General features: G+C 57.1%; 24 protein-coding genes and 1 pseudogene. 14 read left to right on the top strand and 11 right to left on the bottom strand.

From position 1 onward, the window contains the following. Nucleotides 1-24: 24 nt before the first annotated feature. From bioA to SCU88_RS08105, 4 genes are all read left to right on the top strand, one after another. On the top strand, nt 25-1,314 hold the full coding sequence (gene bioA, locus SCU88_RS08120) for an adenosylmethionine--8-amino-7-oxononanoate transaminase (RefSeq protein WP_175339703.1): 1,290 nt from the start codon (nt 25-27) through the stop codon (nt 1,312-1,314). Between the two features lie 61 nt (nt 1,315-1,375). Continuing rightward, entirely contained in the window at nt 1,376-2,056 is a 681-nt protein-coding gene (locus SCU88_RS08115; RefSeq protein WP_138096500.1) for a type 1 glutamine amidotransferase domain-containing protein, read from the top strand. Between the two features lie 18 nt (nt 2,057-2,074). Further along, on the top strand, nt 2,075-2,551 hold the full coding sequence (locus tag SCU88_RS08110; RefSeq protein WP_138096499.1) for a kinase inhibitor: 477 nt from the start codon (nt 2,075-2,077) through the stop codon (nt 2,549-2,551). Between the two features lie 155 nt (nt 2,552-2,706). Then, nucleotides 2,707-3,963 carry a putative acyl-CoA thioester hydrolase gene (locus tag SCU88_RS08105; protein ID WP_175339702.1) on the top strand — a complete coding sequence of 419 codons (1,257 nt, stop codon included), beginning with the start codon at nt 2,707-2,709 and terminating at the stop codon, nt 3,961-3,963. Between the two features lie 49 nt (nt 3,964-4,012). On the opposite strand, the gene SCU88_RS08100 is transcribed toward SCU88_RS08105, so the two are convergent. From SCU88_RS08100 to pgl, 3 genes and pseudogenes are all read right to left on the bottom strand, one after another. Further along, nucleotides 4,013-4,345 carry a hypothetical protein gene (locus SCU88_RS08100; protein WP_175339701.1) on the bottom strand — a complete coding sequence of 111 codons (333 nt, stop codon included), beginning with the start codon at nt 4,343-4,345 and terminating at the stop codon, nt 4,013-4,015. After that, nucleotides 4,342-4,917: pseudogene (locus tag SCU88_RS08095) on the bottom strand (DUF4225 domain-containing protein). Before SCU88_RS08095 ends, SCU88_RS08100 begins: the two are co-directional and overlap by 4 nt. Before the next feature lie 276 nt (nt 4,918-5,193). Continuing rightward, nucleotides 5,194-6,189: a 6-phosphogluconolactonase gene (pgl, locus tag SCU88_RS08090; RefSeq protein WP_138096496.1), complete on the bottom strand. Its 996-nt coding sequence runs from the start codon at nt 6,187-6,189 to the stop codon at nt 5,194-5,196. A 177-nt stretch (nt 6,190-6,366) separates the two neighbouring features. Here pgl and SCU88_RS08085 point away from each other — a divergent pair, with 177 nt between their 5' ends. Beyond that, nucleotides 6,367-7,185, top strand: a complete 819-nt coding sequence (locus SCU88_RS08085; RefSeq protein ID WP_138096495.1) for a pyridoxal phosphatase — start codon at nt 6,367-6,369, stop codon at nt 7,183-7,185. On the opposite strand, the gene modC is transcribed toward SCU88_RS08085, so the two are convergent. From modC to SCU88_RS08065, 4 genes are all read right to left on the bottom strand, one after another. Beyond that, complete coding sequence (modC, locus tag SCU88_RS08080; RefSeq protein WP_138096494.1) at nt 7,163-8,233, bottom strand: molybdenum ABC transporter ATP-binding protein ModC; 1,071 nt, start codon at nt 8,231-8,233, stop codon at nt 7,163-7,165. The genes SCU88_RS08085 and modC overlap by 23 nt on opposite strands. Before the next feature lie 2 nt (nt 8,234-8,235). After that, nucleotides 8,236-8,925 carry a molybdate ABC transporter permease subunit gene (gene modB / locus SCU88_RS08075; RefSeq protein ID WP_138096493.1) on the bottom strand — a complete coding sequence of 230 codons (690 nt, stop codon included), beginning with the start codon at nt 8,923-8,925 and terminating at the stop codon, nt 8,236-8,238. Continuing rightward, nucleotides 8,922-9,695 (bottom strand): molybdate ABC transporter substrate-binding protein, encoded by a 774-nt coding sequence (modA, locus tag SCU88_RS08070; RefSeq protein WP_175339700.1) that lies wholly within the window; start codon nt 9,693-9,695, stop codon nt 8,922-8,924. The genes modB and modA overlap by 4 nt, the downstream gene beginning before the upstream one ends. Before the next feature lie 138 nt (nt 9,696-9,833). Further along, nucleotides 9,834-9,989: an AcrZ family multidrug efflux pump-associated protein gene (locus tag SCU88_RS08065; protein WP_175339699.1), complete on the bottom strand. Its 156-nt coding sequence runs from the start codon at nt 9,987-9,989 to the stop codon at nt 9,834-9,836. A 128-nt stretch (nt 9,990-10,117) separates the two neighbouring features. Here SCU88_RS08065 and modE point away from each other — a divergent pair, with 128 nt between their 5' ends. Then, on the top strand, nt 10,118-10,909 hold the full coding sequence (gene modE / locus SCU88_RS08060) for a molybdenum-dependent transcriptional regulator (RefSeq protein WP_138096490.1): 792 nt from the start codon (nt 10,118-10,120) through the stop codon (nt 10,907-10,909). 48 nt (nt 10,910-10,957) lie between these two features. On the opposite strand, the gene iadA is transcribed toward modE, so the two are convergent. The 3 genes from iadA to SCU88_RS08045 are packed head-to-tail and all read right to left on the bottom strand — an operon-like array spanning nt 10,958 to nt 13,290. Then, nucleotides 10,958-12,130 carry a beta-aspartyl-peptidase gene (gene iadA, locus SCU88_RS08055; protein ID WP_175339698.1) on the bottom strand — a complete coding sequence of 391 codons (1,173 nt, stop codon included), beginning with the start codon at nt 12,128-12,130 and terminating at the stop codon, nt 10,958-10,960. A 12-nt stretch (nt 12,131-12,142) separates the two neighbouring features. Next, a complete protein-coding gene (locus tag SCU88_RS08050; RefSeq protein ID WP_175339697.1) occupies nt 12,143-12,604 on the bottom strand; it encodes a nucleoside recognition domain-containing protein in 462 nt (153 codons plus the stop codon). Beyond that, complete coding sequence (locus tag SCU88_RS08045) at nt 12,601-13,290, bottom strand: nucleoside recognition domain-containing protein (RefSeq protein WP_138096487.1); 690 nt, start codon at nt 13,288-13,290, stop codon at nt 12,601-12,603. The genes SCU88_RS08050 and SCU88_RS08045 overlap by 4 nt, the downstream gene beginning before the upstream one ends. A 282-nt stretch (nt 13,291-13,572) precedes the next feature. Between SCU88_RS08045 and modF the strand changes: the two genes are divergently transcribed. From modF to gpmA, 6 genes are all read left to right on the top strand, one after another. Further along, nucleotides 13,573-15,042 (top strand): molybdate ABC transporter ATP-binding protein ModF, encoded by a 1,470-nt coding sequence (modF, locus tag SCU88_RS08040; protein ID WP_175339696.1) that lies wholly within the window; start codon nt 13,573-13,575, stop codon nt 15,040-15,042. Nucleotides 15,043-15,254: 212 nt separating this feature from the next. Continuing rightward, nucleotides 15,255-16,271, top strand: coding sequence for a UDP-glucose 4-epimerase GalE (gene galE / locus SCU88_RS08035; protein ID WP_175339695.1), 1,017 nt, complete (start codon nt 15,255-15,257; stop codon nt 16,269-16,271). Nucleotides 16,272-16,284: 13 nt separating this feature from the next. Continuing rightward, nucleotides 16,285-17,334, top strand: coding sequence for a galactose-1-phosphate uridylyltransferase (galT, locus tag SCU88_RS08030; protein WP_175339694.1), 1,050 nt, complete (start codon nt 16,285-16,287; stop codon nt 17,332-17,334). Further along, nucleotides 17,334-18,482, top strand: coding sequence for a galactokinase (gene galK, locus SCU88_RS08025; protein WP_175339693.1), 1,149 nt, complete (start codon nt 17,334-17,336; stop codon nt 18,480-18,482). Before galT ends, galK begins: the two co-directional genes overlap by 1 nt. Continuing rightward, the gene (galM, locus tag SCU88_RS08020; protein WP_175339692.1) at nt 18,476-19,516 is read left to right on the top strand and encodes a galactose-1-epimerase; all 1,041 of its coding nucleotides are present in this window, start codon (nt 18,476-18,478) and stop codon (nt 19,514-19,516) included. The genes galK and galM overlap by 7 nt, the downstream gene beginning before the upstream one ends. A gap of 208 nt (nt 19,517-19,724) precedes the next feature. Further along, a complete protein-coding gene (gpmA, locus tag SCU88_RS08015; RefSeq protein WP_175339691.1) occupies nt 19,725-20,477 on the top strand; it encodes a 2,3-diphosphoglycerate-dependent phosphoglycerate mutase in 753 nt (250 codons plus the stop codon). A 61-nt stretch (nt 20,478-20,538) separates the two neighbouring features. Here the strand turns inward: gpmA and aroG are convergent, their stop codons facing one another. Then, nucleotides 20,539-21,588, bottom strand: coding sequence for a 3-deoxy-7-phosphoheptulonate synthase AroG (gene aroG / locus SCU88_RS08010; protein ID WP_138096480.1), 1,050 nt, complete (start codon nt 21,586-21,588; stop codon nt 20,539-20,541). A 275-nt stretch (nt 21,589-21,863) separates the two neighbouring features. On the opposite strand from aroG, the gene SCU88_RS08005 reads away from it, so the two are divergent. Next, nucleotides 21,864-22,046: a hypothetical protein gene (locus tag SCU88_RS08005; protein ID WP_138096479.1), complete on the top strand. Its 183-nt coding sequence runs from the start codon at nt 21,864-21,866 to the stop codon at nt 22,044-22,046. 133 nt (nt 22,047-22,179) lie between these two features. Beyond that, nucleotides 22,180-23,109, top strand: coding sequence for a CDF family zinc transporter ZitB (gene zitB / locus SCU88_RS08000; protein ID WP_175339966.1), 930 nt, complete (start codon nt 22,180-22,182; stop codon nt 23,107-23,109).

The following is a 23,109-nucleotide window of genomic DNA, read 5'->3' as shown; positions in this document are numbered from 1 at the left end:
TTAAATTGGTTTACAAGTTTGCTTATGACCCCTGCCGATCTCGAATTCGACCGCCAGCATATCTGGCACCCCTACACCTCCATGAGCCAGCCGCTGCCCACCTGGCCCGTTGTCGCCGCCCGGGGTTGCGAGCTGGAGCTTGCCAGCGGCGAACGGCTGGTGGATGGCATGTCCTCCTGGTGGGCCGCGATTCACGGCTACAATCACCCGCGGCTCAATGCCGCCCTTGAGCACCAGATGGCGCAGATGTCCCACGTGATGTTTGGGGGCATTACCCACCCGGCGGCGGTGGATCTGTGCCGCCGCCTGGTGGCGATGACGCCCGACGCGCTGGAGTGCGTTTTCCTGGCGGATTCCGGTTCGGTGGCGGTGGAAGTGGCGATGAAAATGGCGCTTCAGTACTGGCAGGCGAAGGGCGAGTCGCGTCAACGCTTCCTCACCCTGCGTAACGGCTACCATGGCGACACTTTTGGGGCGATGTCGGTCTGCGACCCGGATAATTCGATGCACAGCCTGTGGCGCGGCTATCTGCCGGAAAATCTGTTTGCCCCGGCGCCCCAGAGCCGCTTCGACGGCGAATGGGACGAGCGCGATCTGGCGGCATTCGCCCGCCTGATGGCCGCCCATCGCCATGAGATTGCCGCCGTCATTCTGGAGCCGGTAGTCCAGGGCGCAGGCGGCATGCGGATGTGGCACCCCGAACTGCTGCGTCAGATTCGCCGCCTGTGCGACCGCGAAGGAATACTGCTGATTGCCGACGAAATCGCCACCGGCTTCGGGCGTACCGGTAAGCTGTTTGCCTGCGAACATGCCGATATCAGCGCCGATATTCTGTGCCTGGGCAAAGCGTTGACCGGCGGCACCATGACGCTTTCCGCCACCCTGACCACCCGTCACGTGGCGGAAACCATCAGCAACGGCGAGGCAGGCTGCTTTATGCACGGCCCCACCTTTATGGGCAATCCGCTGGCCTGTGCGGTAGCCTGTGAAAGCCTGGCGCTGCTGGAACAGGGCGACTGGCAGAGTCAGGTGGCGGCTATCGAGACGCAGTTGCGTCAGGCCCTGCTGCCGCTATGCGATGAGCCGGAAGTGGCAGACGTGCGGGTGCTTGGCGCCATTGGCGTGGTAGAGACCCACTCCCCGGCCAATATGGCGGCGCTACAGCGCTTCTTTGTGGAAGCCGGCGTCTGGATCCGCCCCTTCGGACGCCTGATCTACCTGATGCCCCCCTATGTCATCACCCCGGAGCAGCTTACCCGCCTGACAGACGCGATAGCCGCGGCGCTGCGTCAGCCAGCGCTTTTCCAGCGCTAAGGCACTCACTCCCGGCGGATGCACTACACTTCAGGCAGTCGTCATCAACCGGGAGGACACAATGAAAATACTTATGGTGCTGACCTCGCACGATAAACTGGGGGATACCGGCAAAAAGACCGGCTTCTGGCTGGAAGAGTTTGCCGCCCCCTTCTACGTCTTTCTTGACGCCGGACTGGCGATTACTCTGGCCTCTCCCGCAGGCGGTCAGCCGCCGCTCGATCCCAAAAGCGACGAGCCGGATTCCCAAACCGAAGATACCCGCCGCTTTCGTGCCGACCAGGAAGCTAAAGCCGCCCTGGCAGGTACCCGCAAGCTGAATGCTATTCGCCCCCAGGACTATGATGCCGTATTTTATCCCGGTGGCCACGGCCCGCTCTGGGACCTGGCCCAGGATCCCGACTCTCTCGCCCTGATTGAGCAGTTCTGGGCGGCGGGCAAACCGGTCGCAGCCGTCTGCCACGCCCCCGGCGTGCTGTACAGGGCGCGTAAGCCCGACGGCTCGCCGCTGGTGGAAGGTAAGCGCGTCACCGGTTTCACCAACAGCGAAGAAGAGGCGGTCGGCCTGAGCCAGGTGGTTCCCTTTCTGGTGGAAGATGCGTTAAAACAGGCAGGCGGCCTGTTTGAACGCACCGACGACTGGGGGGCTTTCGCCATCGCTGACGGCCATCTGGTGACCGGGCAGAACCCGGCCTCTTCAGTCGCTGCCGCACAAGAGCTACTAAAGTTATTAAAACTCTGATTGTAACAAGGAGCCCACATGGAACTCACGAGTGAGGATATTAACGACGGCGCAAAGCTGCCGGAACGCCACGTCTTCAACGGCATGGGCTACAGCGGCGAGAATCTCTCTCCCCATCTTGCGTGGGATGAGGTACCGGACGGCACTAAAAGCTTTGTAGTAACCTGTTTTGACCCCGATGCGCCTACCGGTTCCGGCTGGTGGCACTGGGTGGTGGCCAATCTGCCAGCCGATGTCCGCGAGCTGCCGCGCGGCGTCGGGTCTGGTTCGGCCACGCTGCCCCAGGGCGCGATTCAGACCCGCACCGACTTTGGCACTGCGGGCTACGGCGGCGCGGCACCGCCTGCGGGTGAAAGCCACCGCTACATTTTTACCGTTCACGCGCTGGATGTCCCGGCCATCGAGGTGGATGAAAACGCCAGCGGCGCCATGGTGGGCTTTAACGTTCACTTCCATTCTCTGGGCCAGGCAAGCCTGACCGCCCGGTACATTTAGCGCCATTCCAGGGGACAGCGCTAAAATCGGCTTCCCGTTTCGCTCAAGTTAGTATAAAAAGGCAGGTTTCTGATAATGAATCCTGCCCTCCCCCGTAGTTGCGGACCGACACCAGGCAGGAAAGTTATTCGTCACCTGTAAGCAAGGAGCAACCCTTGAAAACCTTTTCGCTATCCCGCCTGGCGCTGGCGCTGGCCGTTGGCGTAACGCTGAGCGCCTGTAGTTCTTCCGGCACCAGCTCCAACCAGGAAGCGCCGGGCAGCCAGGCGCGCCCCATTCTTTCCGCCGGGGAAGCAAAGAACTTTACCCAGCAGCGCTACTTCTCTGATATATCACCGGATTCAGCCCCCTGGTCTCCGCCCGGTATCGCCATCCCTCAGTCCCCTGACTTCGTGGTTGGCCAGGCGAACGGTGAAGGGGTGACCCATACCAGCATTCAGGCCGCGGTGGATGCCGCGATGGCGAAACATTCCAGCCGCCGTCAGTACATTGCCATCCAGCCCGGCGAATATAGCGGCACCGTCTATATTCCGGCGGGCTCCGGTAGCCTGACCCTTTACGGCACCGGCAATAATCCCGCTGATGTGAAGATTGGTATGTCCCTGGATTCCGAGATTGATGCCATCACCTGGCGCCACGCGGTCAACCCCGGCGGTAAATATATGCCCGGCAAACCGGCCTGGTATATGTTCGACAACTGCCAGAACCGCCGCGAAGGCAACGTCGGCATTATGTGTTCCGCCGTGTTCTGGTCGCAGAACAACGGCCTGCAGCTGAAAAACCTGACCATTCAGAACACCCTGGGTGATGCCGTAGGCGAAGGCGATCACCGGGCGGTAGCGCTGCGCAGCGATGGCGATAAAGTACAGATCGACCACGTCAATATTCTCGGTCGTCAGAATACCCTGCTGGTCACCAACAGCGACCTGAACAACCGGATGATGGATAACCGCCTGACCCGCACTCTGGTCACCAATAGCTATATTGAAGGGGATGTCGATATGGTGGCGGGCCGCGGCGCGGTCGTGTTCGATAACACCGACTTCCGGCTGGTGAACTCCCGTACCCAGAAACAGGGGTGGGTGTTCGCACCGGCAACTCAGGCCAATATGTACTACGGGTTCCTGGTGGAAAACAGCCGCCTCACCGCCGATGGCGAGGGTGTGGCACAACTGGGTCGTTCATGGGACCTGGGCGGCAAGTCCAACGGTCAGGTCGTTATCCGCAACAGCACCATCAACGCCGGCTTTAACCGCGACCAGCCCTGGGGCGACGCCGCCGAATCTGGCCGCGCCTGGGCCGGTAACGCCGGGGAAGGCGCTGACGACGACGGTAATATCAAACGCGATCTGAACGATCCTAACTTTAACCGACTGTGGGAATACCAGAACAGCGGTGAAGGTAGCGAGTAATCGCTAAAATAACAGAGGCGCCGGATATGGCGCCTTTGTTTTAATATAGTTAAACATATTTAACGAATATATTTCGAGGCATAGCAAACAGATAAGCCAATGCATAAAAAAGAGCGCCATACCAAATTGAATCATATGCATCAACATTAAGATTGATATGTAAAAATCCTTGCGCAAACTTTGTTCCATGAGTAAACAAAGCAAACTGTACTGAAGCAGAAAAAATAACAAATAATGTATAAAGGATAAATATCATCCTGTTTTTCTTTCGGGTTACCAACGACTTTCCGTAAAGCAAAAAGAAAAAAAACACAATTGATATCAGGTGATAGAAAACTGGAGGCAAAATTGATTGAGATATTACAATATCTTCATAGCTCATTGTTTTTTCTCCTTATATAAGGTATACATTTGCCATCCGGTACCCACTGTACCTAAACTATCAACCCCCAGAGAAACTTTAGTGGCATCCTGCCAACCACGAATATAATCAATTCTGACATGGCGAAACAGGCTCCAGGGTTTTTCTCTGGGCAAAAGCACATTACGAAAAGCGCCATAGCCAGTCAAGATTACATCAACTCCTCCATATATAAAATCAGCCTCCCGATGACCGTATCCCAATTGCGATGCTACATAACGATAGGCATCTTTTACGATGCCTTATTTACTCTCTCGGAACAAAAGATAGTAACCATTCTCGTAGGTATTATTAGTCCCCTGAATCATCATGGGGACACCGTATGCAGCGCAAGCAGCTCCAAGAGAGGCTGCACATACACCCATACCACCAAAAACTTGAGCGTCCCCTGAAACAAAACCTACCTGAGCTAAAGTAATTTTAACAAAACGCTCCCGAGGGCTCTCTTTCGGCTCTTTTTTTACTACATAATAGGTTTTTATTTCATCCAGGGTTAATAAAGAATCTTGCTCCCTCAAATGTTCTATCTGCATGATAATGAGCTCAAGCCCACCTTTATAAGTAAGGCAATTCATCTCAATATCGCGTTTCACTCAATCTATCATTATTTGAATTTCGGAGTAAAAATCAGAAGAAAGATAAAAAAGGTGTTTTGATTTTACATCAAGTGCAAGCCTTGTCAGCTCGTTACTCTTACGCTCAAATTCATCTTTGTCCCGATTATGTGAATACATTTATTTATTCCTGTACACCCTCATAAAAAAATACTCGTTGTACGGTCTTCTCCTCAGACCGTACAACGCCACTTTTTAAAACGCGTTAATCGTGACCCACATCGGTCCCTGACCTACCGCATAACGGCTCTGCTCTTTCAGCAGCCCCTGCTCGCCTTCGATCTGGTAAACGGCGATATGGTGCGACTGCTGTCCTGCCGCAATCACATATTTACCGCTGTGGTCGATATTAAAGCCGCGCGGCTGGGTTTCAGTAGGCTGGTAGCCTTCTACCGACAGCACACTGCCATCTTCCGATACGCTAAAGACCGTGATAATGCTGGCAGTACGGTCGCAGGCGTAGAGATGACGGCCGTCCGGGGTAATATGGATATCCGCGGCCCAGCGGGTGTCGGCAAAGTCCGGCGGCATCATATCCAGAGTCTGCACGCACTCGATCTCACCGTTCGGATCGCGCAATTCCCAGACATCCACGGTGCCATTCAGTTCGTTCACGCAATAGGCGTACTGACGGTTAGGGTGGAACGCCATATGGCGCGGCCCGGCCCCTTCCACGGTCATCACCTCCGCAGGCTCCTGAGGCGCCAGGTAGCCGTCATCGCTCAGGGTAAACAGGCAGATGCGGTCCTGCTTCAGTGTCGGAACCCACAGGGTGCGGTTATCCGGTGAGATATTGGCGGAATGACAGCCATCCAGCCCTTCGACTTTATCGATAACCGGCTGAGGGTGGCCGTCTTTCAGGGGAGTGACGCTGACACAGCCCGCATTGTAAGAGGCGCAGAACAGGAAGCGCCCTTCATGATCGGTGGACAGATGGGTCGGGCTGCCCGGAAGCGGCGCTTCCCCGGCTTCGCTCAGAGTGCCGTCGTCCGGCGCAATCCGGTAGGCAACAACCCGAAACTCCGGGCGTACCCCAACATAGAGCCAGCCTTTATCCGGGCTGACCACCATGGGCTGAACCTGCCCTGGCGCATCCACCACCTGCAACAGCTTCAGACTGCCGCCATCCTCCAGACGCCAGACGTGAATCTGATGGCTTTCAGGGCTGGCGATATAGACAGTTTGTTTCATAACGAGCACCTTCTACAGGGATTACGCGATAGCAAATCAACAAATTAGCATATCCTGATGCGGGGTGCTGCTATCACTCGCCTCTCTGAGTGTTTTTCCGCCTGTGCGCCATATAACACAGCGGCACCCGGGTATGTCATACTGGCGGCCTCTGCTTCCCGAACACATGGAATTCCTATGACCAGGCGAATTATCGCGCTCGATCTTGATGGCACCCTGCTGACGCCGCAGAAAACCATTCTTCCCGCTTCGCTGGAAGCGCTACAGCAGGCCCGGCAGGCGGGCTATCAGGTGCTGATCGTCACTGGCCGTCACCACGTTGCCATTCACCCCTTTTATCGGGCGCTGGAACTGACTACCCCGGCCATCTGCTGTAACGGCACCTATCTGTATGATTATCCGGCTAAGCGGGTACTGGCCGCCGATCCGCTCAGCGCCAGCCAGGCGCTGGCCACCCTCGATCTGCTGGAATCTCAGCAGATCCATGGCCTGATGTACGTGGATGATGAGATGCTGTATGAAACGCCCACCGGCCACGTGGAACGCACCCGCAACTGGGCCCTGTCGCTACCGGAAGATCAGCGCCCCACCTTCCGCCAGGTTGATTCGCTGCGCGATGCCGCCCGCTCTGCGCAAGCTATCTGGAAATTCGCCCTGACTGGCGAAAGTATTTCCCGGTTGCAGGAAACTACCGCGCTACTGGAAGGCGAGCTGAATCTTGCCTGCGAATGGTCATGGCACGATCAGGTCGACGTGGCCCAGGCGGGAAACAGTAAAGGCAAACGTCTGGCGCAGTGGGTGGAGTCCCAGGGAATGACCATGGACCAGGTGGTGGCCTTCGGCGATAACTATAACGATTTAAGTATGCTGGAGCCTGCCGGCATCGGCTTCGCCATGGGCAATGCCGATGACGCCATTAAGGCGCGTGCCGATATCACCATCGGCACCAATGAAGAGAACAGCATCGCCGACGCTATCCGCCGCTACCTGCTGTAATCGAAACGCTCTTGATCTGAGCGTGGAGCCACTGCCCCGGCTGGACATCCAGTTCGTCCCTGGCCCAGGGGCTGATACGCGCCCACAGACGGTGGGCGCCCACGCTCAGCATCACTTCCACCTGACCTTCTTCTTCGTAGCACTCCTCCACCCGCGCGGCCAGAATGTTGCGAATGCTGCTGCCTTCCGGGTGCCGGAGCGTCAGCGAAACGTCCTGCGCGTTAATGCGAATACGCAGCGGGCTGCCCGGGGGCAACTCCAGGCGATTCACCCATAGCAGGCGATCGCCCAGCGCCAGGGCGGTCATGGCGTAGTGCGCATGGTGTTCCAGCACCTTCACGTTCAGCACGCTGCTCTGCTGCTCCCTGGGTAGCCAGGGATGCATGACCGGGCTGCTCCATACCTCTTCCAGGGAGCCAAAGGCCCTGACCTCGCCGTTATCCAGCACCAGCACTTTATCGGCCAGATGCAGAATCTCTTCCAGCGAGTGGCTGACGTAGAGCATCGGAATGTGGATTTCCTGAGCCAGACGCTGCAAATAAGGCAGCAGCTCGCGCTTGCGTGGGATATCCAGCGAAGCCAGCGGCTCATCCAGCAGCAGCAGCTCCGGCGCTGTCAGCAGCGCCCGACCAATAGCGACCCGCTGCTTTTCACCGCCGGACAGCGACCAGGGAAAGCGTTCAAGCAACGGCTCAATGCCCAGTAGCGCTACCAGCTTATCGAACTGCCCGGCCATGCTTTTCGCCATGCCGTAGCGCAGGTTGCCCCGCACCCGGTAGTGAGGAAACAGGCGGGCATCCTGAAAGACATAGCCGATACGCCGCTTTTCCGGCGCCAGGAAAATGCCGTTATCACAGTCGCTCAGTACCCGGCCATTCAGCACAATGCGCCCCAACTGGGGGCGGGTCAGGCCGCTTATCGCGTTAATCAGAGAGGTTTTACCGGCGCCGGACACGCCGAATATGGCGGTAATCCCCGCGCCGGGCAGGCTTTCATTCACCTGTAACCGGTGGCTGCCAAGGGTTTGTACGAAATCGAGTTCCAGCATGGCTATCCTCCCATCCGCTGCCGACTACGGCGCGCCAGCCACTCAGAAACCAGTAGCGAAACCAGCGCCAGCACAATAGCGATGATGCACAGACGCGCAGCGGCACCCTCCCCTCCCGGGGTCTGAATCAGGGTGTACATGGCAGATGGCAGGGTTCGGGTTTCCCCCGGAATATTGGAGACAAAAGTGATGGTAGCGCCGAACTCTCCCAGCGAACGGGCGAAAGCCAGAACGGTACCGACGATAATCCCCGGCAGGGTCAAAGGCAGGGTAATGGTGCAGAACACCCGCCAGCGCCCGGCCCCCAGGGTACGCGCCGCCTGTTCGAGGCGCATATCCACCCCTTCCAGCGCCAGCCGGATCGCCCGCACCATTAGCGGAAACGACATCACCGCCGCAGCCAGCGCCGCGCCGCGCCAGCTAAAGGCAAAGCTGATGCCGAACCATTCCCAGAGGATGCTGCCCACCGGACCGTGACGCCCCATTACCACCAGCAGCAGATAGCCGACCACCACCGGCGGCAATACCAGCGGCAGGTGAATGATGCCATCGAGCAGCGCCTTGCCCGGGAAGCGGCAACGCACCAGAATCCAGGCGAACAGAATCCCGAACGGGAGGCTGAATAACACCGCCAGAAAAGAGACTCGCAGGCTTAATAGCAGCGCCTGCCATTCGGGATCGCTTAAAATCATGAACGGGTTGTAAATCCATAACGTTTAAAGATTGCCGACGCCTCGGGCCCCTTCAGGTATTTGCGGAAGCCTTCAACGCTGGCGTTTTTATGTCCCTTTACGTCCGCCATCGGGTACTCGACCTTTTTATGGCTCTCTTCCGGGAAAGTCGCCACCACCTTAACCCCTTTGCTGGCGACGGCATCGGAGCCATAGACGATACCCAACGGCGCTTCACGGCGCTCTACCAGCGCCAGCGCGCCACGCACGTCTTCCGCCGGAGCCAGTTTCGGCTCAAGGGCCTGCCAGGCGCCCAGATGGGTCAGCGCCTCTTTAGCATAGATGCCTGCCGGCACGTGATCCGGGTTGCCGGTCGCCAGACGACCGCCGTCCAGCAGCTTAACCCAGTCGGTCTTATCATTCACCGTAAACGGCGCCCGATCGCTTGCCTTTGGCGCCACCACCACCAGACTGTTACTCAGCAGCGTGCTACGGGTCGCAGTATCAATTGTGCCTTTCTCTACCGCGTAGTCCATCCATTTCTGGTCGGCGGAAATAAAGAGGTCCGCAGGCGCCCCCGCTTCAATCTGGCGCGCCAGGGTCGAGGAGGAGGCGAAAGAGGCCACGACCGCCACCTTCTTCTCTTTCTGATATTGCGCTGCGATATCCTGCAGGGCGTTAGTCAGAGACGCTGCCGCAAAGACCGTGATTTTTTCGGCGGCCACGCTTTGGCCCGCCACACCGATGGTTAATGCCGCGCCCAGCGCCAGGCGTACCCATGAAATTGCCATGTTATTCTCCACTGTTTCGCTATGTAGGAGTCAATATAGCGACAGCGCTATGCTTTTCAAAGAGGGGATATCGGCACTTTTGAACTTTACTTGAGCGAGAATAAGATAATGCCCGGAAGAACCGGGCATTGGGAGAAATCAGGCGTTTTTCTGCTTTGAAGAGCCGTCGCGGTGACCCACGGCGGAAAGGATGTTAAACACTTCTCCAAGACCGTAGATCAGACCCAGAATGACAGCCATCACCACGGGCACCATGATAACAGCGAACGCCAGGCTTTTAATCAATTCAAACATGGTTGCCTCCAGCATATCGTGAGTGGCCATTCTAACGGTATTTATAGAAAAGGTATTGCCTTTTGTGCCAATTGCCCCACCGAAGCCAATCGGCGACAATGGTCTTTTACCCATCGGGATACAAGGTTATGCAGGCTGAAATTCTGTTAACGCTGAAACTCCAGCAACGGCTGTTCGCCGACCCGCGGCGCATTGCGTTACTGAAGCAGATCGATAACACCGGTTCGATAAGCCAGGGAGCGAAACTCGCCGGTATCAGTTACAAAAGCGCCTGGGATGCCATTAATGAGATGAATCAGCTTAGCGACGAACTGCTGGTTGAGCGGGCGACCGGCGGACGCGGCGGCGGCGGCGCGCTACTGACTTCCCGGGGTAAGCGCCTGTTGCAGCTTTACGATCTGCTGGCTCAGATTCAGCAGAAAGCCTTCGACGTACTGCGTGACGATGCCCTGCCGCTGGACAGCCTGCTGGCCGCCATTTCACGCTTTTCACTGCAAACCAGCGCCCGTAACCAGCTATTCGGCACCGTGCTACACCGCGACCATCAACAGATTCAGCAGCATGTCGCTATTCTGCTGGCCGATGGTAAGACCCGTATTAACGCCGCGATCACTCACCGCAGCGGAGAACGACTGGGGCTGGAGACCGGTAAAGAGGTGCTGGTGCTGATTAAAGCGCCATGGATTGAAGTCACGCGAGAGCCACAGGAGGCAGCCTCTGCCGACAACTGCCTGACCGGCATCCTGAGCAGTATGGAACAGGGCCCCCAGCAGACCGAAGCGCTTATCACCCTGCCTGGCGGACAGACGCTGTGCGCCACCCTGCCCAACGCCCGGGTGGCGCAAGAGCAGCTTCAGGAAGGGGAAGAGGTAACAGCATTTTTTAACGCCGATAAGGTGATCATCGCTACGCTGTGCTGACGCCTCTACAGAAAGTATTGCCCACCCCCGAATGGGGCGGGCAACGGCTTATACAGCCTCAAAAGTCCCTTTCACGCAGGCTTTACCGTGGATGACCATACGTTTACCCCGGGCGTAAACCTGATCAATCCGTAGCTCCGGCGTCAACACCAGCAGATCGGCATCATTGCCGACGGCGACTTCCCCTTTTCCCACAAGGCCGAGGAAACCCGCCACGCTGGTCGTCAGAGGACGTAGCGCATCCGCCAGAGAGAGTCCACGCTCAATAACCAGCTCACGCAGGGTATTGAGCAGACTTTCAAATCCCGCGACGCCGATTCCCGTCAGATTCCCCCCGGCATCAAAGATCGGCTGACTGCCATTACCGTCGGAGCTAAGCGTAACGCGGGACAGCGGTATATTCGCTTTAACGGCGCGAATAATGCCATCTGCAGGCGTTACCGGGCCGGGAATTCCGCTGGTGATATCAATAGTCCCCCCTTTAAGCGCAAACTCCAGCGCCTGTTCGAACAGAGCTTCATTGCGATTAACGTGGGTGGGAAGCAGCTTGCCAATGGGCACATCGCTATTTTCCAGAACGTGGTAAATCGGCTTAAGCCCCTTTTTGCTGTTTCCCATATGGAAGACACTGACTCCGGCTTTCCCCCCCAGTAATCCCCCAACACGAGCTTCAGCCGCCATACTGGCTAACAGCTCATCGCTTGCCGCCGCTGAACGATGGTCAGAAACCGCGCATTTCACCCCAATAACACGATCGATTAACGTCACATCTTTTTCCACCGAACCGGTAATGGTCGGTGACGGAACATGATACGCTCCCGTTAACATCCAGGCGGTAATACCCTCTTCATTTAACGCGCGGGTTTTTGCCAACAGAGACTCCGGATGGCGGGTCACGGAGTCAGTGCCAAGCAGGCCGACGACCGTCGTGATCCCGGCTTCCGTCAAACGACTCAGGGAAACTTCCGGCGTGCGCGTTGTCGGCCCGGCTTCCCCCCCTCCGCCAATCAGATGAACATGCTGATCGATAAATCCCGGACACAGGATCTGCCCGTGGAGGGGAATGACCGTGCAGTCAGGCACAATGCCAGCGGGGATATCCGTATCAATGGATAAAATCCTGCCACCAGCGAGTAAAACATCACAAATACCCCGGTCTTCTGGGGCAAACAGATGCGCCCCCTGCAATAGCATAAAATTTGCCGTGGAGAGATCAGGCATAATCATTCCTTACTAAACAATAAGTTGCATAACCCACATCGACAGCAGCGCATTGATGACGCAGACCGTGATAATGTGCGGATAATATCTTGCATTCACTTCGGCGGTCCCCAGACAGCGGCCAACGTTCTGTACTGGATTGCCCATCAGATAAATGGCAGGCAGCAGGACTGTCACATCGTGACCACTCAGCGTACCGGCAACGACCAGACTTGCGGATACGCCCACAGCCCCTCCCATACTCATCAGGGAGGCCAGCAGTACCGTCGCCGCAACGCCGGGAAGCCCCCAGAACGCCATAATGGGCTGACAGACCAGTCCCACCCAGTCAAGCAAACCGGTAATTTTTAACGCCTGAATAATGACAAACGCCATCACGACATTGGGTAACAGGTTGGTAGTGGCAATCGTGAAGCCGCGACGTGCGCCTTCAATAAACATATCCATAATATTTTTTCGGGTCTGGGTCGTCATGAAGGCTCCCCCTGTACCGGCTGGCGACGTTCTTCGAAATTGATCCATATACGCAACAAATTGGCGCCAATAAATTTAAACACCAGAATCACCGCTAACGGTACGATGACGGAAGTCCCCAGATAAGCAAAGACTGCCGCACCTGAAGAGAAATAGTTGGTAATGATGGCGCTGCCGCTGGTCTGGTAAGCCGCGAAAATCACCTTATCCCGTTCCGTAATTTCCCCCTCCTGGGCCAGCTCTTTCGTCATCCCCGCGGCAGCATCCGTATTTTGCAGGTTTGCAATCAGCGCCAGCGAGCAAATGCCCGGAATGCCAAGCAAAGGATGGAGTATGGGGGTCATAAGCTGTTGCGCAGCACGCAGCCCTCCCAGGCCATCGGTGACAGAAATGATCCCCAGTGAAAGAATGACAGACGGCGCCAGTTCCAGCGCGAAAAGAAAGCCGTCTTTTGCGCCAGCACCACCGGAACCGCGAAAGGTCACGCTCCCCTGGCCGATCCCGTTGTCGATATGGCCAAATGAACCATTAAGCACGGTAAAATCAAAAACGCGCCACCAGCCATCGCTGGCGGAAAAAATGCCAGAAAAGAAAATAATCGTCAGAAAAAAAGCCAGGTATCCTTTAATTCCGGCCCGTTCTGGTTTAAGCGGGTTTACCGCAGTTTCTTCTTGTTGTGGTGTCATAGTGTTTCCCGTTGTTGTCGATGTTTGTTGATATATTGTCGTCCCTGTCAGGGGTAAATTATTATGACCTTATATTTAGAGTGGGTATAGAGGAGGAGACGGGATAAAGGCCAGACTTTTTCAGACCAAACTTCAGTAGAATAGCGATCGCCATGAATGGGTCGTCGCTTCATGAAATACGGTATCAGAAACATTCCGGCGCCCGCTCTCCACTCAAACATTGACTTTAAGCGCCACAACACGTATCCCTGTCGTTAATTACTGCAAGAAATGGGATATAAGATGTCTTTGTTGCAAATTTCGCAAGGCACGTTTCACCTTAGCGACACCCGGACTCTGTCTATTACCGATCTCCGCCTGCATGCTGGCGAAAGCTGGGCTTTCGTCGGCACTAACGGTAGCGGCAAATCCTCCCTCGCCAGAGCGCTTTCTGGCGAGCAGCCCCTTCTTTCAGGCCACTACCAGTCGGATTTCACCCGCACCGTACGTCTTTCTTTCGAACAGCTACAAAAGCTGGTCAGCGATGAGTGGCAGCGCAATAACACCGACCTGCTGGGGCCGGGTGAAGAAGATACCGGTCGCACCGCCCTGGAGATTATCCAGGACGAGATTCACGACGATGCCCGCGCCCGGGAGCTGGCCAGCCGCTTCGGCATTGACCATCTGCTGGACAGGCGCTTTAAATATCTTTCCACCGGCGAAACCCGTAAGACCCTGCTGTGCCGGGCGCTGATGGCTCAGCCAGATCTTCTGGTGTTCGATGAGCCGTTCGACGGCCTGGATGTTGCATCACGCCAGCAGCTGGCGGATTTGCTGGCGGAGCTTAACGGCCATGGCTACACCCTGGTGCTAATCCTCAACCGTTTCGACGATATTCCCCCGTTCGTAGAGCACGCTGGCGTGCTGGCCGACTGTACCCTGAATGACGTTGGCCCCCGGGCGCAGTTGCTGGAGCGGGCGCTTATCGCCCAGCTAGCCTGGAGCGAAAAAATAAGCGACACCCAACTACCGGAAAAAGATGATCCTACAGAACACCCGGCGCTCCCCGGCGATGCGCCACGGATTATCCTGCGCGATGGGGTGGTTTCATATAACGATCGCCCGATTATCAACCACCTGGACTGGACGGTGAACCCGCGCGAGCACTGGCAGATAATCGGCCCGAACGGCGCCGGGAAATCGACTCTGCTCAGCCTGATTACCGGCGATCATCCCCAGGGCTACAGCAACGATCTGACGCTGTTTGGCCGCCGACGCGGCAGCGGTGAAACTATCTGGGATATCAAACAGCATATCGGCTACGTCAGCAGCAGCCTGCACCTGGAGTATCGGGTCAGCGCTTCGGTACTGACCGTGGTGCTTTCCGGCTGGTATGACTCCATCGGTCTCTACCAGGCCGCATCGGACCGCCAGCACAAACTGGCCCGCGAGTGGCTGGCCCTGCTGGGTATGGATAACGACATGGCCAATGCCCCATTCCATAGCCTCTCCTGGGGCCAGCAGCGACTGGTGCTGATCGCCAGAGCCCTGGTGAAACACCCAACGCTGCTGATTCTGGATGAGCCGCTACAGGGGCTGGATCCCCTTAACCGCCAACTGGTGCGCCGCTTTGTGGATATTCTGATCGGCGAAGGGGAAACCCAGTTACTGTTCGTCTCGCACCATGCCGAAGATGCGCCAGCCTGTATCACCCATCGCCTGAGCTTTGTGCCCGACGGCGACGGTTACCGCTACCAGCAGGACACACTGTAACCGCTGCGGAGGGGAAGCCCCCTCCGCCCTGTTCCAAATATTTAAGACTTGCCGTAATAGCCCTGTTCCGATATTGATTTATAATGCTTTTTTTCCGGTCATCGACAGGCTTATCGCTGTGTAAACGATTCCACTAATTTAGCCCATGTCACACTTTTGCCCCTTCTGGTATGCTATGGTTAGTTCATAACCCAAGCCTAATGGAGCAAAAAATGAAAGTTCTGGTAACAGGTGGTAGCGGTTACATCGGCAGCCATACCTGCGTACAACTGCTGCTGCAGGGTCACGATGTGGTGATTCTGGATAATCTCTGCAACAGCAAGCGCAGCGTACTGCCGGTCATCGAGCGCCTTGGCGGAAAAACGCCGCTGTTTATCGACGGCGACATCCGCGACGAAGCGTTACTGACCACGGTTTTCCACGACCACGGCATTGAAGCCGTTATTCACTTCGCAGGCCTAAAGGCGGTGGGTGAATCGGTCCAGAAGCCGCTGGAGTACTACGACAATAACGTTACCGGTACCCTGAAACTGGTCAGCGCCATGAAAGCCGCGGGCGTCACCAACTTCATTTTCAGCTCCTCTGCCACCGTCTATGGCGATCAGCCAAAGATCCCTTATGTGGAAAGCTTCCCCACCGGCCATCCGGCAAGCCCCTACGGCCGCAGCAAGCTGATGGTCGAACAGATCCTGACCGACGTTCAGAAAGCCGTTCCCGATATGAGTATCGCCCTGCTGCGCTACTTCAATCCGGTCGGTGCCCATCCGTCAGGCGATATGGGCGAAGACCCTCAGGGGATCCCCAACAACCTGATGCCCTACATCGCCCAGGTGGCGGTCGGGCGCCGCGAATCTCTGGCGATCTTCGGTAATGACTACCCCACCGAAGACGGCACCGGCGTGCGCGACTATATCCACGTGATGGATCTGGCCGATGGCCACGTGGCCGCTATGGAAAAACTGGCAGGCAAAGCGGGGGTTCATATCTATAACCTCGGCGCTGGCGTCGGCAGCAGCGTACTGGATGTGGTCAATGCCTTCAGTAAGGCCTGCGGAAAACCGGTGAACTATCACTTCGCACCGCGCCGCGACGGCGATCTGCCCGCCTACTGGGCCGATGCCACCAAAGCCGACAAAGAACTCAACTGGCGCGTCACTCGCTCTCTGGACGAAATGGCGCAGGACACCTGGCGCTGGCAGTCACGCCATCCTCAGGGCTACCCGGACTAAGGACATCATCATCATGCCGCAATTTAACCCGGTCGATCATCCACATCGCCGCTACAACCCCCTGACGGGGCAGTGGATCCTGGTTTCTCCCCATCGCGCTAAGCGTCCCTGGCAGGGGGCGCAGGAGATCCCCGCCAAACAGACGCTGCCGCAGCACGATCCCGACTGTTACCTGTGCCCGGGTAACACGCGGGTCACCGGGGACAAAAATCCGGACTACACCGGGACTTACGTTTTCACTAACGACTTTGCGGCACTGATGACCGACACCCCCGAGGCACCGGCGAATAGCGACCCGCTGATGCGCCTGCAGAGCGCCCGGGGCACCAGCCGGGTGATCTGCTTTTCACCGGATCACAGTAAAACCCTGCCCGAACTGCCACTGGCGGCGCTGGAGGAGGTGGTGAAAACCTGGCAGGCGCAAACCGCCGAACTGGGTCAGCACTACCCCTGGGTGCAGGTATTTGAAAATAAGGGCGCGGCCATGGGCTGCTCTAACCCGCACCCCCATGGTCAGGTATGGGCTAACAGCTTCCTGCCTAACGAGGCGGCCCGCGAAGACGACAATCAGCGCGCTTACTATGCCGAACACGGCTCGCCAATGCTTCTTGACTACGCCCGGCGCGAACTGGCGGACGGCAAACGGACGGTAGTCGAAACCGAACACTGGCTGGCGGTCGTGCCCTGGTGGGCGGCCTGGCCGTTCGAAACCCTGCTGCTGCCAAAGGCACAGGTCCGGCGCATTACCGACCTCACGCAGGCCCAAAGCCAGGATTTGGCACTGGCGCTGAAAAAACTGACCAGCCGCTACGATAACCTGTTCCAGTGCTCGTTCCCCTACTCTATGGGCTGGCACGGCGCCCCCTTTAACGGCGAGGAGAATGCCCACTGGCAGCTGCACGCCCATTTTTATCCGCCCCTGCTGCGCTCCGCTACGGTGCGTAAGTTTATGGTGGGCTACGAGATGCTGGCGGAAACCCAGCGTGATTTAACCGCCGAACAGGCCGCAGAAAAACTGCGTGCGGTCAGCGATGTGCATTTCCGCGAATCCGGAGAACAATAATGGACCTGAAAGAAAAAACCCGTACCCTGTTTACCGAACAGTTTGGCTACCCTGCCACCCATATCATCCAGGCTCCGGGTCGCGTCAACCTGATTGGCGAACATACCGACTACAATGACGGCTTCGTACTGCCCTGCGCCATCGATTACCAGACGGTAATTAGCTGCGCGCCGCGCGATGACCGTACGGTGCGGGTGATTGCCGCCGATTACGATAACCAGCGCGATGAGTTTTCGCTGGATGCCCCTATTCTCGCTCACGACAGCCAGCAGTGGTCTAACTACGTGCGCGGCGTGGTGAAACATCTGCAGCAGCGCGACGCCAGCTTTGGCGGTGCCGATCTGGTGATTAGCGGCAACGTTCCCCAGGGCGCGGGTCTGAGCTCTTCCGCATCGCTGGAAGTGGCGGTCGGCAAGGTGTTCCAGCAGTTGTACCATCTGGCTCTGGATGGCGCCCAGCTGGCGCTGAACGGCCAGGAGGCGGAAAACCAGTTTGTCGGCTGTAACTGCGGCATTATGGATCAACTGATCTCGGCGCTGGGCAAGAAAGACCATGCGTTGCTGATCGACTGCCGCTCCCTTGGCAGCAAAGCGGTGCCGATGCCCCAGGGCGTGGCGGTAGTGATTATCAACAGTAACTTTAAGCGCACCCTGGTCGGCAGCGAATACAACACCCGTCGCGAACAGTGCGAAACCGGCGCCCGCTTCTTCCAGCAGAAGGCGCTGCGCGATGTCTCTCTGGAGCAGTTTAATGCAGTGGCCAACGAGCTGGATCCGCTGGTTGCCAAACGCGTACGTCACGTCCTGACCGAAAACGCCCGCACCGTTGAAGCAGCCGACGCTCTGGCGCGCGGCGATCTTAAGCGCATGGGCGAACTGATGGCCGAATCCCATGCCTCGATGCGTGACGACTTTGAAATCACCGTGCCGCAGATCGATACCCTGGTAGAGATAGTTAAACAGACCATCGGCGAACGTGGCGGCGTGCGTATGACCGGCGGCGGCTTCGGCGGCTGCGTAGTGGCGCTGGTCCCGGAAGAGCTGGTCTCTGAAGTACAGCAGGCGGTGGCCGATAGCTACCACGCCCGCACCGGTATCAAAGAGACGTTCTATGTCTGCAAAGCCTCGGAAGGAGCGGGATTATGCTAAAAGAGACTCCACAACTGGCGCCGGATGGCCAACCCTGGCGTATTTCGACTCTGCGCAACGTGGCCGGTATGGTGGTGACCGTCACCGACTGGGGCGCAACCCTGCTCTCCTGCCGGGTGCCGATGCCGGATGGCAGCGTACGTGAAACCCTGCTGGGCTGCGCCAGCCCGGAAGATTATCTACAACAGAGCGCCTTTCTGGGCGCCAGCATTGGTCGCTACGCCAATCGCATCGCCAACAGCCGCTTTTGGCTTGACGGCAATGAAGTCAGTCTGACCCCCAGCCAGGACGAACACCAACTCCATGGCGGGCCGCAGGGCTTCGACAAACAGCGCTGGATGATCGATCGCCAGAACGAGCAGGAGGTGCTCTACAGCCTGACATCACCGAACGGCGATCAGGGTTTTCCCGGCAAGCTGTGCGCCACCGTGCTCTATCAGTTGACCGAGGATAACCGACTGGAGATCACCTATCGCGCCGAGGTGGATAAGCCCTGTCCGGTGAACCTGACCAACCACGCCTACTTCAATCTTGACGGTGAACAGAACGATATCCGCCGCCACGAGCTGCAACTGCTGGCCGATCAGTACCTGCCGGTCAATGCGGCCGGTATTCCTGACCAGGCTCTGCGCGCAGTGACCGATACCGGCTTCGATTTCCGCAGCCGTAAGGCTATCGGCCAGGACTTTCTGAACGATGACTGTCAGCAAAAAGTGGGCGGCTACGATCACGCCTTCCTGCTGAATGCCCGTGGAGATGAGGCTCAGCCCGCAGCGCATCTCTGGTCTTCTGACGGTAAACTGCAGATGACGGTCTACACCAGCGCGCCGGCGCTCCAGCTCTATTCCGGCAACTTCCTGGCCGGAACCCCTGCCCGTGAGCAGGGCGAGTATGCCAACTACCAGGGCGTGGCGCTGGAGAGCGAATTCCTGCCGGACAGCCCCAATCATCCGGAATGGCCGCAGCCGGATGTGATACTGCGCCCGGGCCAGACTTATCGCAGTCTGACCGTCTATCAATTCACCCCCTGCTGATTTCTGTATGCCCTCCTCTGGGGGGCATTTCCGCCTGGTTTTGCGCCAGTTCCGCTAAAAAAACAACGCCTCCGTCACATCTGCCTTACATTCACGGCCGGGTTTCGCTATGTTAAAGGTCAGGCATTGCTGTTATTGCCCCTGTGGCAATATAATGAGAATCGTTATCAATTAATCTGCATCGATCGGGTTTATGAGGAGTAAAACTATGGCTGTTACTAAGCTGGTTCTGGTTCGTCACGGTGAAAGTCAGTGGAACCAGGAAAACCGCTTTACCGGATGGTACGACGTGGATCTGTCCGAGAAAGGCAAAGGCGAAGCCAAAGCCGCCGGTGAACTGCTGAAGAAAGAAGGCTACAGCTTCGACTTTGCGTATACCTCCGTGCTGAAACGTGCCATCCATACGCTGTGGAGCATTCTGGACCAGCTGGATCAGGACTGGCTGCCGGTAGAGAAGTCCTGGAAACTGAACGAGCGTCACTACGGCGCCCTGCAGGGTCTGAACAAAGCGGAAACCGCCGAAAAGTACGGCGACGATCAGGTTAAGCAGTGGCGTCGCGGCTTTGCGGTCACCCCGCCGGAGCTGACCAAAGACGACGATCGCTATCCGGGCCACGACCCGCGCTACGCGAAGCTGAGCGAAAAGGAGCTGCCGCTGACCGAAAGCCTGGCGCTGACCATCGACCGCGTGGTTCCCTACTGGGAAGAGACTATTCTGCCGCGCCTGAAGAGCGGTGAGCGTATTATCATTGCCGCCCACGGTAACTCACTGCGCGCGCTGGTGAAGTATCTGGATAAGCTGAGCGAAGATGAGATTCTGGAACTGAACATCCCGACCGGCGTACCGCTGGTGTACGAGTTCGACGAAAACTTCAAGCCGCTCAAGCGCTACTATCTGGGCGATGCGGATGAGATCGCAGCGAAAGCCGCGGCCGTCGCCAACCAGGGTAAAGCGAAGTAATTCCAGAACCCCGGGCACAAAAAAGCGTGGTGTGAACCACGCTTTTTTTATTGCAGTCGCATTAACCGCGACGCGCCTTCACCGCCGCAGCCAGCTGGCGCAGCAGCGCGTCGGTATCGTCCCAGCCAATGCAGGCATCGGTCACGCTCTTACCGTAAGTCAGCGGCTCGCCGCTTTCCAGGCTCTGGTTGCCTTCCACCAGATGGCTTTCTACCATCACGCCGACAATAGCATCTTCGCCGTGAGCTATCTGGGAACAGACATCGGCCCCCACTTCCATCTGCTTCTGGAACTGCTTGCAGGAGTTAGCGTGGCTGAAATCGATCATCACCCGCGCTTCCAGGCCAGATTTTTCCAGCCCCTGCTTCACTTCCGCCACGTGCTGCGCGCTGTAGTTCGGCTCTTTGCCGCCGCGCAGAATAATATGGCAGTCATCGTTACCGCTGGTGTTAACGATAGCGGAGTGTCCCCACTTGGTGACCGACAGGAAGCAGTGCGGCGCGCTGGCGGCGTTAATGGCGTCGATAGCCACTTTAATCGTACCGTCAGTACCGTTCTTAAAGCCCACCGGGCAGGAAAGGCCTGAGGCCAGCTCGCGGTGAACCTGAGATTCGGTGGTGCGTGCGCCAATGGCGCCCCAGCTCATCAGATCCGCCAGATACTGCGGCGTAATCATGTCCAGAAACTCACCGGCTGTCGGCAGACCGCTGTCGTTGATCTCCAGCAGCAGCTGGCGCGCAATCCGCAGACCGTCGTTGATGCGGAAGCTGTTATCCATACCGGGATCGTTGATCAACCCCTTCCAGCCCACGGTGGTACGCGGCTTTTCAAAATAGACCCGCATCACCACCTCAAGCTCGCCGCACAGTTCGTTGCGCAGCGCCAGCAGGCGTTGGGCGTACTCTTTGGCAGCGGCTGGATCGTGAATGGAGCAGGGCCCAATCACCACCAGCAGACGATCGTCCTGGCCGTGCAGGATCTGATGGATAGCCTGACGCGAAGCAGATACCGTACTGGCGGCGTTGGCAGTGGCAGGAAATTTTTCTAACAGTGCAACCGGAGGGAGAAGCTCATTGATCTCTTTGATTCGTAAGTCGTCGTTCTGATACATGCTGATTCCAGTGGAGCGTGATAATTTGCGCTATTGCAATGCCTTCAATCTATCGCGTCGTGGCTAAGGTGTAAACCGGGTTTTACACGCACGGTTTATCATTTCATCAATGAATAAAAAAAACAGAAAAAAACATCGCCAGAGAGTTAAACAAAGCTACACTTTCATATGTTAATGCTAAATCACCAAGAAAATAAAGAATTATGCGCTATTATTGGCGCAGGATATTCTGGTATCTGCGGATAGCTCAACCACTCGATGACAGGAGTACGATAATGCAGAAAACGCTCCCTCTTATTTTTGGTATGGTGCTCGCACTCTGTAGCGGCGCGGCACTGGCAGGCAGCGCTCATCACAACCCGGTAACCGGCGCCAGCGCTAACCCGGACTCTGAACTCCATTTAAGCCATAAGTGCGGCGGAGAAGGTCAGCCTCCCTGCCCCCACGAACAAGGCTAATCAATCATATTCGCGGGGCAGCACCAGAGTGCCCCTGTTTTTAACTCAATAACAACTGACGCAATAATGCTTTTAAAATCCCTCTGCCACAGTCAATAATAGCGTTACCCTGTCAGAATTTTCTGTGAAAACCATGGCTCACTCTCATACCCAAACCGCCAGCCCTCAGGACGCTAACGCCCGGCGCCTGCTGATAGCTTTTAGCGTCACTGCGCTGTTTATGGTCGCCGAAGTGATTGGCGGTCTGATCTCCGGTTCGCTGGCGCTGCTGGCTGATGCCGGGCATATGCTCACCGATGCCGCAGCGCTGCTGGTGGCGTTACTGGCGGTTCATTTCGCCCGCCGTCCGGCAAGCGGGCGACATACCTTCGGATGGCTACGTCTGACCACCCTCGCCGCCTTTGTGAATGCCATCGCTCTGGTGGTCATTACCATTTTTATCGTCTGGGAAGCTATCGTCCGTTTCCAGAACCCCCAGCCGGTGGCGGGCAAAACCATGCTGATTATCGCCTTTGCCGGATTGCTCGCTAACCTGTTCTCATTCTGGGTGCTGCACGGAGGAGGCGAAGAGCGCAATATGAATGTGCGCGCCGCAGCGCTGCATGTTTTGGGAGATCTGTTAGGCTCCGTTGGCGCTATCGCCGCCGCGCTGGTGATATTGTGGACCGGCTGGACGCCCATCGACCCTATTCTGTCGGTGCTGGTCTCCTGCCTGGTACTGCGCAGCGCCTGGCGGCTGCTGAAAGAGAGTATGAATGAACTGATGGAAGGCGCGCCGGTAACGCTGGATATCGCGGCGCTGAAGCGCAACCTGTCACGCACTATTCCCGAAGTGCGCAACGTTCACCACGTACATATCTGGCTGGTCGGTGAGAAGCCGCTGATGACCCTGCACGTACAGGTGATTCCACCGCACGACCACGATGCGCTGCTGCATCGCATTCTCCACTTCCTGGCCCATGAGTATCAGATTGAGCACGCCACGGTACAGATGGAATACCAGCCCTGCCACGGCTCTGAGTGCGATCTAAACGAAAAAACGGCGCACCACCATCATCACTAG

This window comes from Jejuibacter sp. L23, from assembly GCF_050815825.1.
GTDB lineage: Bacteria > Pseudomonadota > Gammaproteobacteria > Enterobacterales > Enterobacteriaceae > Jejubacter > Jejubacter calystegiae.
Note: the sequence above shows the minus strand (reverse complement) of the source record. Positions and strands in the feature narration are given on the sequence as shown.

Bases quoted from the DNA above. Each gene is read 5' to 3' on its own strand.
- iadA (WP_175339698.1), bottom strand. From the start codon at position 12,130: ATGCCTGATCTCTCCACGGCAAATTTTATGCTATTGCAGGGGGCGCAT.
- SCU88_RS08065 (WP_175339699.1), bottom strand. From the start codon at position 9,989: ATGTTTGAATTGATTAAAAGCCTGGCGTTCGCTGTTATCATGGTGCCC.
- modB (WP_138096493.1), bottom strand. From the start codon at position 8,925: ATGATTTTAAGCGATCCCGAATGGCAGGCGCTGCTATTAAGCCTGCGA.
- SCU88_RS08005 (WP_138096479.1), top strand. From the start codon at position 21,864: ATGCAGAAAACGCTCCCTCTTATTTTTGGTATGGTGCTCGCACTCTGT.
- SCU88_RS08050 (WP_175339697.1), bottom strand. From the start codon at position 12,604: ATGACGACCCAGACCCGAAAAAATATTATGGATATGTTTATTGAAGGC.
- zitB (WP_175339966.1), top strand. From the start codon at position 22,180: ATGGCTCACTCTCATACCCAAACCGCCAGCCCTCAGGACGCTAACGCC.
- galT (WP_175339694.1), top strand. From the start codon at position 16,285: ATGCCGCAATTTAACCCGGTCGATCATCCACATCGCCGCTACAACCCC.
- SCU88_RS08115 (WP_138096500.1), top strand. From the start codon at position 1,376: ATGAAAATACTTATGGTGCTGACCTCGCACGATAAACTGGGGGATACC.
- SCU88_RS08110 (WP_138096499.1), top strand. From the start codon at position 2,075: ATGGAACTCACGAGTGAGGATATTAACGACGGCGCAAAGCTGCCGGAA.
- aroG (WP_138096480.1), bottom strand. From the start codon at position 21,588: ATGTATCAGAACGACGACTTACGAATCAAAGAGATCAATGAGCTTCTC.
- SCU88_RS08085 (WP_138096495.1), top strand. From the start codon at position 6,367: ATGACCAGGCGAATTATCGCGCTCGATCTTGATGGCACCCTGCTGACG.
- bioA (WP_175339703.1), top strand. From the start codon at position 25: ATGACCCCTGCCGATCTCGAATTCGACCGCCAGCATATCTGGCACCCC.
- modE (WP_138096490.1), top strand. From the start codon at position 10,118: ATGCAGGCTGAAATTCTGTTAACGCTGAAACTCCAGCAACGGCTGTTC.
- galM (WP_175339692.1), top strand. From the start codon at position 18,476: ATGCTAAAAGAGACTCCACAACTGGCGCCGGATGGCCAACCCTGGCGT.
- galK (WP_175339693.1), top strand. From the start codon at position 17,334: ATGGACCTGAAAGAAAAAACCCGTACCCTGTTTACCGAACAGTTTGGC.
- SCU88_RS08100 (WP_175339701.1), bottom strand. From the start codon at position 4,345: ATGAGCTATGAAGATATTGTAATATCTCAATCAATTTTGCCTCCAGTT.
- galE (WP_175339695.1), top strand. From the start codon at position 15,255: ATGAAAGTTCTGGTAACAGGTGGTAGCGGTTACATCGGCAGCCATACC.
- modA (WP_175339700.1), bottom strand. From the start codon at position 9,695: ATGGCAATTTCATGGGTACGCCTGGCGCTGGGCGCGGCATTAACCATC.
- pgl (WP_138096496.1), bottom strand. From the start codon at position 6,189: ATGAAACAAACTGTCTATATCGCCAGCCCTGAAAGCCATCAGATTCAC.
- modC (WP_138096494.1), bottom strand. From the start codon at position 8,233: ATGCTGGAACTCGATTTCGTACAAACCCTTGGCAGCCACCGGTTACAG.
- SCU88_RS08045 (WP_138096487.1), bottom strand. From the start codon at position 13,290: ATGACACCACAACAAGAAGAAACTGCGGTAAACCCGCTTAAACCAGAA.
- modF (WP_175339696.1), top strand. From the start codon at position 13,573: ATGTCTTTGTTGCAAATTTCGCAAGGCACGTTTCACCTTAGCGACACC.
- gpmA (WP_175339691.1), top strand. From the start codon at position 19,725: ATGGCTGTTACTAAGCTGGTTCTGGTTCGTCACGGTGAAAGTCAGTGG.